This is a genomic window from Rhizobium rhododendri (assembly GCF_007000325.2).
GTDB classification, from domain to species: Bacteria; Pseudomonadota; Alphaproteobacteria; order Rhizobiales; family Rhizobiaceae; genus Rhizobium; species Rhizobium rhododendri.
On sequence record NZ_CP117267.1, the window covers coordinates 3,497,764 to 3,510,524 of the forward strand.

Annotated in this window: 11 protein-coding genes and 1 tRNA gene; 2 read left to right on the forward strand and 10 right to left on the reverse strand. The window is 61.0% G+C overall.

Annotated elements, in window-relative coordinates; translation table 11 throughout:
• Window positions 1-157: 157 nt before the first annotated feature.
• From glnT to PR018_RS16910, 7 genes are all read right to left on the reverse strand, one after another.
• Entirely contained in the window at window positions 158-1,465 is a 1,308-nt protein-coding gene (glnT, locus tag PR018_RS16880) for a type III glutamate--ammonia ligase (protein WP_142830224.1), read from the reverse strand.
• A gap of 44 nt (window positions 1,466-1,509) precedes the next feature.
• A complete protein-coding gene (locus tag PR018_RS16885) occupies window positions 1,510-1,971 on the reverse strand; it encodes an OsmC family protein (protein WP_142830226.1) in 462 nt (153 codons plus the stop codon).
• Between the two features lies 1 nt (window position 1,972).
• Window positions 1,973-3,301, reverse strand: a complete 1,329-nt coding sequence (locus tag PR018_RS16890; protein ID WP_142830228.1) for an FMN-binding glutamate synthase family protein — start codon at window positions 3,299-3,301, stop codon at window positions 1,973-1,975.
• Between the two features lie 72 nt (window positions 3,302-3,373).
• Window positions 3,374-4,060: a GltB/FmdC/FwdC-like GXGXG domain-containing protein gene (locus PR018_RS16895; RefSeq protein WP_142830230.1), complete on the reverse strand. Its 687-nt coding sequence runs from the start codon at window positions 4,058-4,060 to the stop codon at window positions 3,374-3,376.
• Between the two features lie 58 nt (window positions 4,061-4,118).
• Window positions 4,119-5,015 (reverse strand): class II glutamine amidotransferase, encoded by an 897-nt coding sequence (locus tag PR018_RS16900; protein ID WP_142830232.1) that lies wholly within the window; start codon window positions 5,013-5,015, stop codon window positions 4,119-4,121.
• A 107-nt stretch (window positions 5,016-5,122) separates the two neighbouring features.
• Window positions 5,123-6,085, reverse strand: a complete 963-nt coding sequence (locus PR018_RS16905; protein WP_142830234.1) for a GlxA family transcriptional regulator — start codon at window positions 6,083-6,085, stop codon at window positions 5,123-5,125.
• 103 nt (window positions 6,086-6,188) lie between these two features.
• Entirely contained in the window at window positions 6,189-7,259 is a 1,071-nt protein-coding gene (locus PR018_RS16910; protein ID WP_142830236.1) for a glycoside hydrolase family 5 protein, read from the reverse strand.
• Between the two features lie 338 nt (window positions 7,260-7,597).
• Between PR018_RS16910 and PR018_RS16915 the strand changes: the two genes are divergently transcribed.
• On the forward strand, window positions 7,598-9,547 hold the full coding sequence (locus PR018_RS16915) for a polysaccharide biosynthesis protein (RefSeq protein WP_219274776.1): 1,950 nt from the start codon (window positions 7,598-7,600) through the stop codon (window positions 9,545-9,547).
• 45 nt (window positions 9,548-9,592) lie between these two features.
• Here PR018_RS16915 and PR018_RS16920 read toward each other — a convergent pair whose 3' ends face one another.
• Window positions 9,593-10,417, reverse strand: coding sequence for a glycosyltransferase family 25 protein (locus PR018_RS16920; protein WP_219274777.1), 825 nt, complete (start codon window positions 10,415-10,417; stop codon window positions 9,593-9,595).
• A gap of 309 nt (window positions 10,418-10,726) precedes the next feature.
• Between PR018_RS16920 and PR018_RS16925 the strand changes: the two genes are divergently transcribed.
• Window positions 10,727-11,047 (forward strand): hypothetical protein, encoded by a 321-nt coding sequence (locus PR018_RS16925; RefSeq protein WP_161990923.1) that lies wholly within the window; start codon window positions 10,727-10,729, stop codon window positions 11,045-11,047.
• Between the two features lie 119 nt (window positions 11,048-11,166).
• Here PR018_RS16925 and PR018_RS16930 read toward each other — a convergent pair.
• Window positions 11,167-11,253: transfer RNA gene (locus tag PR018_RS16930), tRNA-Leu, on the reverse strand.
• 81 nt (window positions 11,254-11,334) lie between these two features.
• Window positions 11,335-12,756, reverse strand: coding sequence for a phosphomannomutase (locus tag PR018_RS16935; protein WP_202617139.1), 1,422 nt, complete (start codon window positions 12,754-12,756; stop codon window positions 11,335-11,337).
• Between the last annotated feature and the right edge of the window lie 5 nt (window positions 12,757-12,761).

Consider the following 12,761-nt stretch of genomic DNA (forward strand, 5'->3'; position numbering starts at 1 on the left):
GGGCCTACCGGCGCCTAGATCACCTTGCAAGCCCGCAGCCCATTCGCTTGCAGATTACGGCAGGCAAGCGAAAATCCCGTTCCCATTGCGTCGTCGGAACGCGTATCCCCGCCGTTGGCAGGGAAGTGCTTGCGCGGGATTTCCAAATGCCGCCGTCCTAGATGTCCAGCGTCGTATCGCGCTCCCACTGCGTGAAGTGCGAGGCATAGCTATTCCATTCCTGGTGCTTGAGCTTGACAAAGGCGGCGGAGAATTCGAGGCCCATCGCCTGCTTCAGTCCCTCGTCCTTGTCGTATTCGCGCAAGGCATCGAGAAGGTTCAGCGGCAGGCGCGGCGCGTCCTTCACGAGATGGCCTTCGGCATACATGTCGATGTCGTAATGCCTGCCGGGATCGGCATTGGTGTTGAGCCCGTCGAGGCCGGCAGCGATGATTACCGCCTGCAGCAGGTACGGATTGACCGCGCCATCGGGCAGCCGCAGCTCGAAGCGACCCGGCCCGGGTACGCGCACCATGTGGGTGCGGTTGTTGCCGGTCCATGTCACCGTGTTCGGCGACCAGGTGGCGCCGGAGGTCGTGCGCGGCGCATTGATGCGCTTGTAGGAATTCACGGTCGGATTGGTGATCGCCGCCAGCGCCGAGGCATGCTTCATGATACCGCCGAGAAACTGGCGGCCCTCGGACGATAGCCCGAAATCCATGCTCTTGTCGGCAAAGACGTTGGTCTTGCCGTCGGTATCCCAGACCGAGATGTGGCAATGGCAGCCGTTGCCGGTCAGGCCCTTGAAGGGCTTGGGCATGAACGTAGCGCGCAGCCCGTGCTTTTCTGCAACGGATTTGACCATGAACTTGAAGAAGGAATGCTTGTCGGCGGTGATGAGCGCGTCGTCGAACTCCCAGTTCATCTCGAACTGGCCGTTGGCATCCTCGTGGTCGTTCTGGTACGGGCCCCAGCCGAGTTCCAGCATGTAGTCGCAGATCTCGGTGATGACGTCATAGCGGCGCATGACCGCCTGCTGGTCGTAGCAGGGCTTGTCGGCCGTATCGTATTTGTCGGAGATCTGTTCGCCGTCCGCCGTGATCAGGAAGAACTCGGCCTCCACACCCGTCTTGACGCGCTTTCCAAGCGCCTTGGCCTCGGCAATCAGCTTCTTCAGCACGTTGCGCGGCGCCTGCTCGACCAGCTTGCCCTCCATCACACAATCGGCTGCAACCCAAGCAACATCCTTCTTCCACGGCAGCTGGATGGCCGACGAGGCATCGGGCACTGCAAACAGATCCGGATGCGCCGGCGTCATGTCGAGCCAGGTGGCAAAGCCAGCGAAACCGGCACCATCGGCCTGCATGCCTGCAATCGCCTGGCTTGGTACGAGCTTTGCCCGCTGGCCGCCGAACAGGTCAGTGTAGCTGATCATAAAGTATTTGACGCCGCGTTCCTTCGCCCACGTCTCGAGATTGATCGTCATCGTTCAGTTCCCCATTTGGTTTTTGCTGCGGCCTTTCCGGCCTGTCAGTCTACGGGTTCGCAGGCCACTTCCGTGCGCACCGAATTCGCGATAAAGCATTCGTCATGGGCCAGGTGATGCAGTTCGGCAGCCGCCTTCGCGTCCGGACCATTGCCCTCCCAGACAATGCGCGGACGCAGCACGACTTTGGCGACCCACATGCGACCGCTCTCGTTCTTTGCCATCACGCCTTCGGCGACATCTTCGTAGCGGTTGACCACGAAGCCGCGCTTGGCCACGAGGTAGAGAAACGTCAGCATATGGCAGGACGAAAGGCTGGCAATAAAGGCTTCCTCCGGATCGACGCCGGATGGATCCGAGTAGCGCGGTACCACGTGCGGCGAGGACGAGGCGCGAACGCTGACGCCGCCGTCGAACGACCAGAAATGTCCGCGACCATAGCGATTGTCGGTGAACGGCTCTGCCGCGCCCCGCTCCCACAAGATGGTCGCAGTATAGACGGCCATGTCAGAAGCCGCCCTTGCCGGGGATCCAGGAGGTGCCGGCCAGCGGCACCTGCGCCATGCCCGACGCCTCGATCGTCAACGCGCACAGATCTTCCGGCTCCAGATTGTGTACGTGGTTCTTTCCGCAGGCCCTGGCGATGGTTTGCGCTTCCAGCGTCATCACCTTCAGATAATTGGCAAGCCGGCGCCCGGCAGCAACCGGGTCGACGCGCTTCATCAGTTCCGGATCCTGGGTGGTGATGCCCGCCGGGTCCTTGCCTTCGTGCCAATCGTCATAGGCTTCGGCTGTCGTGCCGAGCGCCGCATATTCTGCTGCCCAGCGCGGGTCGTTTTCGCCAATGGCAACCAGCGCTGCCGTACCGATCGAGACGGCATCGGCGCCGAGCGCCAGAGCCTTTGCAACATCGGCACCATTGCGGATGCCGCCGGAGATGATCAGCTGCACCTTGCGATGCATGCCGAGATCCTGCAGCGCCTGTACTGCGGGACGGATGCAGGCGAGCGTCGGCATGCCCACATTCTCGATAAAGACTTCCTGCGTTGCCGCCGTGCCGCCCTGCATGCCGTCGAGGACCACGACATCGGCGCCGGCTTTTACCGCAAGTGCCGTGTCATAGTAGGGACGGGCGCCGCCGACCTTCACATAGATCGGCTTTTCCCAGTTGGTGATTTCGCGCAACTCCATGATCTTGATCTCAAGATCGTCGGGCCCGGTCCAATCGGGGTGGCGCGAGGCAGAGCGCTGGTCGATGCCCTTCGGAAGGGTGCGCATGTCGGCGACCCGGTCCGATATCTTCTGGCCGAGCAGCATCCCGCCACCGCCGGGCTTGGCGCCTTGTCCGATGACGATCTCAATGGCGTCGGCGCGGCGCAGGTCCTTGGGGTTCATGCCGTAGCGCGATGGCAGGTACTGGTAGACGAGGATCTGCGAATGGCCGCGCTCTTCCTCCGTCATACCGCCGTCGCCGGTTGTGGTCGAAGTCCCGGCGATCGTCGCGCCACGTCCGAGCGCTTCCTTGGCCGGGCCTGATAGCGATCCGAAGCTCATGCCGGCAATGGTGATCGGGATCTTGAGTTCGATCGGCTTCTTGGCGAAGCGGCTGCCAAGCACGACATTGGTCTCACACTTTTCGCGGTAGCCTTCCAGCGGATAGCGCGAGATCGAAGCGCCGAGAAACAGCAGGTCGTCGAAATGCGGCAGCTTGCGCTTGGCGCCGCCGCCTCTGATATCATAGATGCCGGTTGCCGCAGCCCGGCGGATTTCCGACATCGTATATTCGTCGAAGGTTGCCGAGGAACGTGGCGTGGTCGGCGGGTTCTGGTAGCTCATGGCGGACCTCGATTGATCGCATTGTTTTTTTGTCGCAGCGGAAAGTCCCCGCTGACTGCCTTGGTCTGACGCTCAATAGGCGTCCGCATTGTCGACATTGAAAGTATAGAGCTTGCGCGCCGAGCCGTAGCGGTTGAATTCCTCCGGCTTGACGTCTGTGATGCCGGCCTTTTCGAGCAGTTCGGCCAGCAACCTCAGGTGTTCTGGCTTCATCTCCTTGGCGATGCAGTCCGCGCCCAGGCTTTTCACCGTACCGCGCACGAAAATCTTCGCTTCGTAGAGCGAGTCGCCCAAGGCATCGCCGGCATCGCCGAGCACCACCAGGTTACCCGCCTGCGCCATGAAGGCCGACATATGGCCGATGCTGCCGCGCACGACGATATCGACGCCCTTCATCGAGATGCCGCAGCGCGACGAGGCGTTACCCTCGATGACCAGCATGCCGCCGCAGGCCGTCGCGCCGGCATATTGCGAAGCGTCGCCTTTGACGACAATCGTCCCGGACATCATGTTTTCGCCGACACCGGGGCCGGCCGATCCGTGGATGGTGATGGTGGCGTCTTCGTTCATGCCGCCGCAATAATAGCCGACATTGCCCTGCACATCGATGGCAACCGGCGCATGCACGCCGCAAGCGACGGCATGGCTGCCGCGCGGGTTGATCACCTCGAAATGCAGATCGTTGGATCCCGGCGCAATGTCATGCAGGGCCTGATTGAGATCGCGGAGCGGCGTGATCGCCAGATCGAAGGTGGGCATGTTCTGTCCTGCAATTGGTAACTTGGAAGGGGATAGAGGCATCCGGCGTAGAGCCAGTTTAGTGCTCCCAGAAATAAACGGTCGCCGGCTCCGGCTCCCAGACACGCGCAGCCTCGATACCGGGCAGGCTGACCAACGCCCGGTATTCCGAACCGAAGGCGACATACTGGTCGGTCTCGGCCATCACGGCGGGCTTGCAGGCGATGGCATCGCGCAGCACGCCGAAACCGGATTTGGTGCCGACGACGAAGGTGAAGAAGCCGTCGAGATCGTCGACAGCACCTTCCAGTGCCGCTCCAAGGTTTTTGCCCTTTGCCATTTCGGCCGTCAGGTAGGCGGCCGCGACTTCGGAATCGTTCTCTGTCTCGAAGCGCATGCCCTGATGCTTCAGCGTGCGGCGCAGGTTGTTGTGGTTGGAGAGCGAGCCGTTGTGCACCAGGCACTGGTCCGAGCCTGTGGAAAACGGATGGGCGCCGAGCGTGGTGACCGCAGACTCCGTCGCCATGCGGGTGTGGCCGATGCCGTGCGTGCCGGACATGTCGGCGACGCCGAAGCGCGCCACGACATCGCGCGGCAGGCCGGTTTCCTTATAAATCTCGATCGAATCGCCGCTGCTCATCACGCGGATATCCGGGCGAATTTCGCCTAGCGCCGAGCGGGCATCATCCAGCTTGTCTTTCGGGAGCGTAATGACGGCATGGCTGCTTTTGATCTCGACCGCAATCGTCTGTCCCAGCGCCTCTTCCAGCTCTGCCTGAAGTCCGGCAAAATCCTTCGCAGGCGTCGCGGATTGCACGGTGATCTTGGCGTCGCGCCCTTGAGAGCCCCCGTAGATCGCGATACCAGCCGAATCCGGCCCACGGTCGGTCATCGTCACCAGCATCGTGGACAGCATCGCGCCCAACTGGGGTTCCAGGCTTTTGTCCTTGAGGAACAGGCCGACAATGCCGCACATGATGAAATCCTCCGAATGATCGTTGCGAAAAAGGCCTAGCAAGAATCTTGGAATACTTCAACTAGGAAGAAAATAAATTTCCCTTAAAGAAAGATTGTCTGATCGTGTCAGTTTGTTTTACGGGCAGTTTTCGGAGGTCCGCCATAAGCCTGCCGATAGCAGCGAGAAAAATGTCCGGGGTTGGAGAAGCCGCAGGCAAAGGCGATTTCGGAGATGGATAGGCTGCTTTGCTGCAGCAGCTTTCGCGCATGGGCCAGCCTTATTCGGTGGTATTCTGCCAGGAATGTCGAGTTTAGCCTGGTTGCAAATAGCCGGTCGAGATGGCGTGGCGTGATCCGCGCGAAGGTCGCCATCGCCTTGCGATCGAGCGGCTGCTCGATCGTCGTCTCCATCTTCTCGATCACCGCAAGCAGGATAGGATGGTGCGTGCCATGGCGTTCGGCCTCGGAAGCCCGCTGCGGCTCTGCGGCCGAACTGACATGCCGGTGCAGGTACCAGTCGCTAACCCGGCGGGCAAAATCTGCACCCATGCGGGCCGCAATGATCGCGTGCAGCATGTCCAGCGGCGCAACGCCACCGCCGCAGGTCAACCGCTTGCCGTCGATGATGTAGCGCGCCTGCAACGGCGTCATGCCGGGAAAATCCTCGATTAGCGCCGGGGCATGCTCCCAGTGGATGGTGAAGCGCTCGCCGGAGAGAAGTCCGGCTGCGGCCAGCAGGTACGGCCCACCAGAGATGCCGCCGATGCGTACCCCGTCGCGATCGAGGGCCCGGAGCGCGCTATAGACGCCCGGCCAGTTCCATTCGTCAGGGTGGCCGCCGGCAACCACGAAGACCGTGTGCAGCCGTTCACCGCGACCCGGCAGAGGTTCTGCGGGAACCTGCACGCCATTCGAGGCGACTGCGAATACACCTTGCGGTGAGAACACGCGAAAGCGATAGATTTCCCGACCGGCGAGGAGATTGGCCGCCCTCAGCGGCTCCACCGCCGAGGCGTAGCACATCAGCGCAAAGCCTGGGATCAGGATGAAGCCAATTTCCTGGACATTGCTGCTTTCGCTATCGCGCATCACGTTTGCCCCAAGCCGGTCGCCCATAGGGATACGGAGTGGAAGCGCGGTCCGTGAAAGAGAAGTCGTGTCCCTGCGGACCATCGCCGGTCTTTGCTCTCGCTTATTTTACGGTCGCGCTGCATGCTTTCGCCATACGCTGGTTCTTGGCCGCAGTTGCCAGCAGCGCCATCTGCGGCCGGTCCGGTGTCTTGCGCGGTTGCACGTTGAGCGGCTCGCTCTCCGGCCACCAGTCGCCCGCCGCCCAGTAGCTCCAGCCGAGCCAGACATCGCTGTTCTTGCCGAGGATGTCGAGCATACTCTGAAGCCCGTCAAGGCAGGGCTGATTGCCGGCGGCGCCGAACTCGCCCAGAAATCCCCGTTTATGGTTCTGCCTCAGCCAGTTGGTGACGTCAGTGATACCGGTGCGTGCCTTCTCGGTGCCTTCGCAGAGAGCGTGGGTTCCTGACCAGTCAGCGTCTAGATACTGGTGAAATTCATAGGCGTAGAAATTGAGCGGGTCCGTTACGCCAAGCATGATCTCGGCGTTCGAGCCGCCGCCGAGCCTTTCCTCGCTCCATGAGTGGGCACCGGTCCAGATCGTCCCGGGAACGAGGATGAGATTACGGGCACCGATCGCGCGGATCCTGCCGATCGCGGTATTCGCCGCTTTAAGCCAATCCGGTGCCTTGATATCGTGCGGCTCGTTCATCAGGCCAAAGACTGTGCTCGGCTGGTTGGCGAAGGCCCCGGCAAGCCGCGACCAGAAATCACCGAATGCATCATCGGTGACCGGATCCTGCGAAATCGTCACCTTGTCGTAACGGGCGTAGTTGTGCGGGTCGAGAACGACTGTCATCCCGTTCTTGTGGATCCGGTCGACGGCCGCCTTCAGGCGCGAAAGTTCTTCGTCATCGAGTTTCTCGTTCAACTCGGGCTGCAGCCGCTCCCAGAGGAAGGGCAGGCGGACGACATTCATGCCCTTGCCGGCAAAGTAATGCACGGTTGCTTCCGTAGGGTAGATGTAGTCCGTACCTGCGACGCCATCGCGATCACCGTACTCAGCGCCCGAAAGATTGATCCCGCGATAGCAAAGCCCCGCTGCCTCGCCGCTGCCGGCGAAGGTCACGAGCCCTATGAGGGCCGTCGATAGCATCGCAAACCTGCGCGCCATGCCAGCGATCGAGATTTTCATATCAGTCGCCCACGGGTTAGCGGTCTCGCCGCGCGTTTATACTCTCTGCATACAGACAGGTTCACGGCAGGTCCAGAGATAGGCAGCCGCAGATCTGCCACCCGTTTAAGGACTTGGGATTATCCCTTTCAAAACAATAATCGCGCCAGAGGTTTTCCTTTTGCCGCGAGTGGTGAATTTGCGCTATAGCGTTGCGAAAGACGCAGCGCGGCTGTCTCGCGCAATTGCCTTTTGCTGTTGGAAGCAGCAAGACATACTAGGTGTGCTGGAGACGGGCGAATACGCCCGGAAGAAATGCAATTGCGGACTGGGATGACCGGCGCCTGAGGAAATTGTTGATGGTACCTGCCGATCGGCTCGTTATGCCCTTTTTGGCTTTGCCGCGCGTAACAAAGCGCGCCTTTGCACTCCTGGTCGACTCCAGCCTTTGTGTACTTACGGTATGGTTTGCCTATTGCCTGCGGCTTGACGGGTGGGTGATCCTCGAGGGTGTCGAATGGGTACCCGCCTTCGTTTCGCTCCTGCTCGCGATACCGATCTTCATTGTGCTCGGGCTTTACCGCGCGATCTTCCGCTATGCCGGGCTCTCGGCGTTCATGACGGTGGTCAAGGCCGTGGCGATCTACGGCCTGGCCTTCATGACGATCTTCACCGCGATCAGCATTCCAGGCGTGCCGCGTACCGTCGGCATATTGCAGCCGTTGCTGCTTCTGATCGCCGTCGGGCTGTCGCGCATGTGGACACGCTATTGGCTCGGCAACGCTTACCAGCGGCTTCTGAACCGCAATTCGCTGGCAAAAGTGTTGATCTATGGCGCTGGTGCTTCCGGAAGGCAGCTCGCCGCAGCTCTGTCCAATAGCTCGGAGCTAAATGTCGTAGGCTTTCTTGACGATGACAGGCACCTGCATGGCAGTATCATGGCCGGGCTGCCGATCTACGATCCCGCCGACCTGCCGGCACTCGTTGCTACCGGCGAAACACGCGATGTATTGCTGGCGCTGCCGAATGCCACAAGGCAACGCCGCAACGAAATCCTGGAGGCGATTCGCAAGGCCCGCGTCACCGTCCGCACCATGCCCGACCTGACCGCCTTGGCGCAGGGACGTGTGGCCGTCTCAGACTTGCGTGAACTCGATATCGAGGATCTTCTTGGCCGCGATGTCATTGCGCCCGACCAGGCTTTGCTCGACCGCAACATCCGCGGAAAGGTCGTCATGGTGACCGGTGCTGGAGGCTCGATCGGCAGCGAGCTGTGCCGCCAGATCGTCAAGAACCGCCCCTCCAGCCTGCTGCTGGTAGAGCAGAACGAATTCGGCCTCTATCTCATCTTGGGCGAGCTGGAAAAGGCGGCGCTGGCGATCCAGGATGCCGAGATCCGCATCATCCCTTTTCTTGCCTCCGTTCGCGACGGGCCGCGTCTGGAGCAGATCATGACGGCGTGGAAGCCCAGCACCGTCTATCACGCTGCCGCCTACAAGCACGTGCCGCTCGTCGAATATAACCCTGCCGAGGGTATCAAGAACAACGTCACCGGGACCGTCGCCGCAGCCACGGCGGCGCAAAAGGCTGGCGTCGAGAATTTCGTCCTCATCAGCACGGACAAGGCGGTTCGTCCGACCAATATCATGGGCGCGAGCAAGCGACTGGCGGAGATGGTACTGCAGGCCCTCGACGCTGATCGCGTCACCAGCGGCACGACCACGAGTTTTTCGATGGTCCGCTTCGGCAACGTGCTGGGCTCATCGGGTTCCGTCGTGCCGCTGTTTCGCCAGCAGATCCGTGACGGTGGCCCGGTTACGCTCACCCATCCGGAGATCACCCGCTATTTCATGACAATCCCGGAAGCCTCGCAGCTGGTCATCCAGGCCGGCGCCATGGCATCGGGCGGGGATGTCTTTCTGCTCGACATGGGAGAGCCGGTTCGCATCGTCGATCTCGCCCGCCGTATGGTTGAGCTCTCCGGCTTCAGTGTTCTGGACGACGATAATCCCGAGGGCGATATCGAGTTGCGGATTACCGGCCTGCGTCCCGGCGAAAAACTCTTCGAGGAACTGCTGATCGGCGACAACCCGCAGCCGACGCCGCATCCGCGGATCATGCGGGCTCGCGAGGATTTTCTTAGGTGGCCGGAATTGTCCGAGCGCCTGGCGGCGCTGGAGAAGGCTTTGGATGAAAATGACATTCCGCTCGCCCAGAGCATCCTGAAGATGCTGGTCTCCGGCTATGCCCCGAACGGAGATGTTGTGGACCTGGTGTTTCGCGAACGCGAGGGAGAGGCCGCCGCATAGACCTGCTCGCGGTCTTTTGTGTTTTCTTTGAGCGCCTGAAAGCTTCTAGCGGCTGATCCGCTGGCATCCCCATGTCGCATAGAACCACCGTCGCAGCTGGTCGTGAGCGCGAAACCAGTGGGTTGTCATGCGCAGCATGAAGTGTCGCTTGGCAGCCCTGTAATGCGACCTCTTGCCGATCGTCGTGTCTCTTCGATGCGGACTGAATGTTACGAGATTGTCTTCTGTCGAAAACGTCTGGACACCAGTCGACCAGCCGCGTTCGAGAGCGACATCGTAGGGCAACAGAACCGTATTCAACCTCTTTACCAACTTCAACGCCGCTTCGCGCGTGACGATGTAGCATGCAGCCGAGCCCTGGGGACCGTGCAGGCAGCGGCCGACGACATCGCCGAGGGTGGTCATAGCGACGGGTCTGAAACCGACCTTTCGGTGATTTGCGAGCTTGATGACGCTGCCCTCGGTGCCAGGCACGGCCGCCACGGCCGCTATGGCCCGCGGGATAAGTGCCGCGTTGAGGTCGACATCATCCTCTATGATGATGGCCATCGCGTCGCCACTGGCAACGAAGGTTTCAAGAGCCAGCAGGTGGCTTCGATAACAGCCGTATTCGCCGGCGAGGATCGTGCGGCCGTTGTGATAACTGAAGGAGCGGGGATGAAAGCCGACCCGCTCCTCCGCGAGCACAGATTGGCCGTCTACGGCTGCGACCCGAACGAGGTTCAGGCCATGCTGGACGGCCTGGGTGCGGAGGCGATCCCAGCGCTCGATGCAGCGATCCAGATTGATAACGTAAATGAGGAGCGGAGACGCGGGTACTGCCCTGTCAATCCCGCGACAGGCATCCTTTCGCTCGACCCGTTCAAGCATTCACTCAACTCCCGACAGATCAGCACGACTTAAACGTCATAAAACCGGAAAAGATTGGACAGATGCAGTACAGCGATCGCAACTTTGTTCCCGCTCTAACTAATGCCATGTCGTCCGAGCGAGTTCAAGCGCGTCCGGGATCGCCATTTGTGACAGGCTGTTACGTTGGGACATCGGTTTCAGCAAGATGTGATGAGGCCGCGCTGCCTTTTGCAAGCCGCTCAGGCTTTCCCTCGGTTCCTGTAATGACTATATGCGGATAGCACGGGGTGTTGCGCAATGCTCCGCCCAGCAGAAGGGTTGGCGTTCATGTGGATAATGAGAGTTGCTCTGGTCGGAGCCACGCTGCTTGCCCTGACACCCTACAACGGCTTTGCCGAAGGTGAGGGCAAACTCACATGGAATAAGCCGATCTATCCCTACAAGGATTTGCCAGGCGTCACGGCACCACAGGCATTTCAGGAAAAGTTTAAGTGCTGGACGCGCTTGGCCGACCTCGATTTCGGCTATCGCAGCTTCTACCGCGACTACCCGCGCCTGGTCTACGTCTGCGACCAGAACGGCGTCATTTCCGAAAGCACCCGCCCACCCAACTACAGCTACTGGCAATATAACAATCGTAATCGCTGACCTGTCCGACACCGAGTTTTCGCACAGCGTAACGACAGCAAAAGACACCCCCGAAGGGGCGTCCGCTAACAATTACTATGAAAGCTAAGCTGTTGATCTGGCAGAGATCAAAAATGGAATGGTGCCCAGAAGAGGACTCGAACCTCCACACCCTTTCGGGTACCAGCACCTGAAGCTGGCGCGTCTACCAATTCCGCCATCTGGGCGACGGTCAGGCATGTAAGGGGGTCGTCCGCTGCTGTCAACAACGTTTTTGAAGTTTTGATGTCATTCCCCGAAAAAGCGACTTATTGCGCTGTTCGGGCGAAGGCGCGGACCAGATCAAGTCCTTGGACCAAAAGCGACTTTGCCTCGTTTTCGCTGGCCGCCTCGACATAGCAGCGCATTTCCGGGGCATTGCCCGAGGGACGGAAATGGATCATCCGGCCGTCCTCCAGCATGACCTGCAGGCCGTCTATGTCGCTCGTTGAGGCCACCGATCCAACAGGTGCCAGAAACGCAGCCAGATTGCTTTCCGAGGCGCGCAGATGCGCCATCAGCGCGCCGCTGGTCTCTAGTGCGAAATTCTCCAGCCGGTCGGCTGCGGCAAAGGGCAGGCTGTAGCCGGCGGCGACCTGAGACAGGGTCTTCTTCGAAGCCGCTGCCGCATGGAGCGTGGCAAGGATCGGCAGAAAACTATCGCGCGTCGGCAGGGGCTGGATGGTCGTGCCGTTGACGGTAAAGGCGCTTGCCGTCAACGTGCCGCCATTGGCCTCGAAACCCATGACGCCCGGCCGGCCGTCCGCCAGCGCGGCGTTCATGCCAGCGATCACATAGGGCGAGCCAACGCGGGTGCGGGTAACGCTGTAGCGGCCGGCGGTCTCGACACCGGAATTAGAGGTGACAGGCGTAACGAGCACACCGGCACCGAGGAAATTGGCGGCGATGAGACCGAGAAGGTCGCCGCGCAGCGGCTCGCCGTGTTCGTCCGAGACCAGTGGCCTGTCGCCGTCGCCATCGGCGGAGACGATGGCATCGAGCCGGTGTTCGTTCGTCCATCCGCGGAGCAGTTCGACGGTCTGGGCAGAAACGGCTTCGGTATCGACCGGGATGAAGCTGTCGGAGCGACCGAGCGGCACGACGCGGGCGCCGTAATGATCCAGGACTTGCCCCAGCAGGTCGCGGGCGACCGTGCTGTGCTCGTAGACGCCGACGGTCAAGCCCACAAGGCTGCCTGCCGGCAGGAGTGCTGCGTTGCGGCTCAAGAACTGTGCCTCAGCCTGCTCGCCGCGCTTCTCCGCGCTGGCAGGCGAGGCGTCGATGGCGCTGTCGCCGATGGCGGCCGCTTCCGCTGTGATGGCTTCTTCGTCCTGCTTGTCGATTTCGCCATCCGGGCGGTAGAATTTGATGCCGTTGCGATCAGCCGGAATATGAGAGCCGGTCACCATCAGGCTGGCGGCTCCGAGTTCCAGGCCATAGAGTGCCAGCGCTGGCGTGGCGATGGCGCCGCAATCGATCGGTACGAGGCCCGCGCGCCCCAGCGCCCCGATGCAGGTCGCAGCAACTGATGGGCTCGACTCGCGGAAATCACGACCGACGAGAACGGGGTCACCAGGCTTGGCATGGCCGCTCTTCAGGAGATGACGGGCAAACGCCGTTGAATAGAGAGCCGAGGCGCGGCCTTCGAGATCGACAGAAAGGCCGCGAAGGCCGCTCGTTCCAAATTTCAGACTGC

Coding starts and splice junctions, on each gene's coding strand:
- glnT (WP_142830224.1), bottom strand. CDS start 1,465: ATGACGATCAATCTCGAGACGTGGGCGAAGGAACGCGGCGTCAAATAC.
- PR018_RS16885 (WP_142830226.1), bottom strand. CDS start 1,971: ATGGCCGTCTATACTGCGACCATCTTGTGGGAGCGGGGCGCGGCAGAG.
- PR018_RS16890 (WP_142830228.1), bottom strand. CDS start 3,301: ATGAGCTACCAGAACCCGCCGACCACGCCACGTTCCTCGGCAACCTTC.
- PR018_RS16895 (WP_142830230.1), bottom strand. CDS start 4,060: ATGCCCACCTTCGATCTGGCGATCACGCCGCTCCGCGATCTCAATCAG.
- PR018_RS16900 (WP_142830232.1), bottom strand. CDS start 5,015: ATGTGCGGCATTGTCGGCCTGTTCCTCAAGGACAAAAGCCTGGAACCC.
- PR018_RS16905 (WP_142830234.1), bottom strand. CDS start 6,085: ATGCGCGATAGCGAAAGCAGCAATGTCCAGGAAATTGGCTTCATCCTG.
- PR018_RS16910 (WP_142830236.1), bottom strand. CDS start 7,259: ATGAAAATCTCGATCGCTGGCATGGCGCGCAGGTTTGCGATGCTATCG.
- PR018_RS16915 (WP_219274776.1), top strand. CDS start 7,598: ATGGTACCTGCCGATCGGCTCGTTATGCCCTTTTTGGCTTTGCCGCGC.
- PR018_RS16920 (WP_219274777.1), bottom strand. CDS start 10,417: ATGCTTGAACGGGTCGAGCGAAAGGATGCCTGTCGCGGGATTGACAGG.
- PR018_RS16925 (WP_161990923.1), top strand. CDS start 10,727: ATGTGGATAATGAGAGTTGCTCTGGTCGGAGCCACGCTGCTTGCCCTG.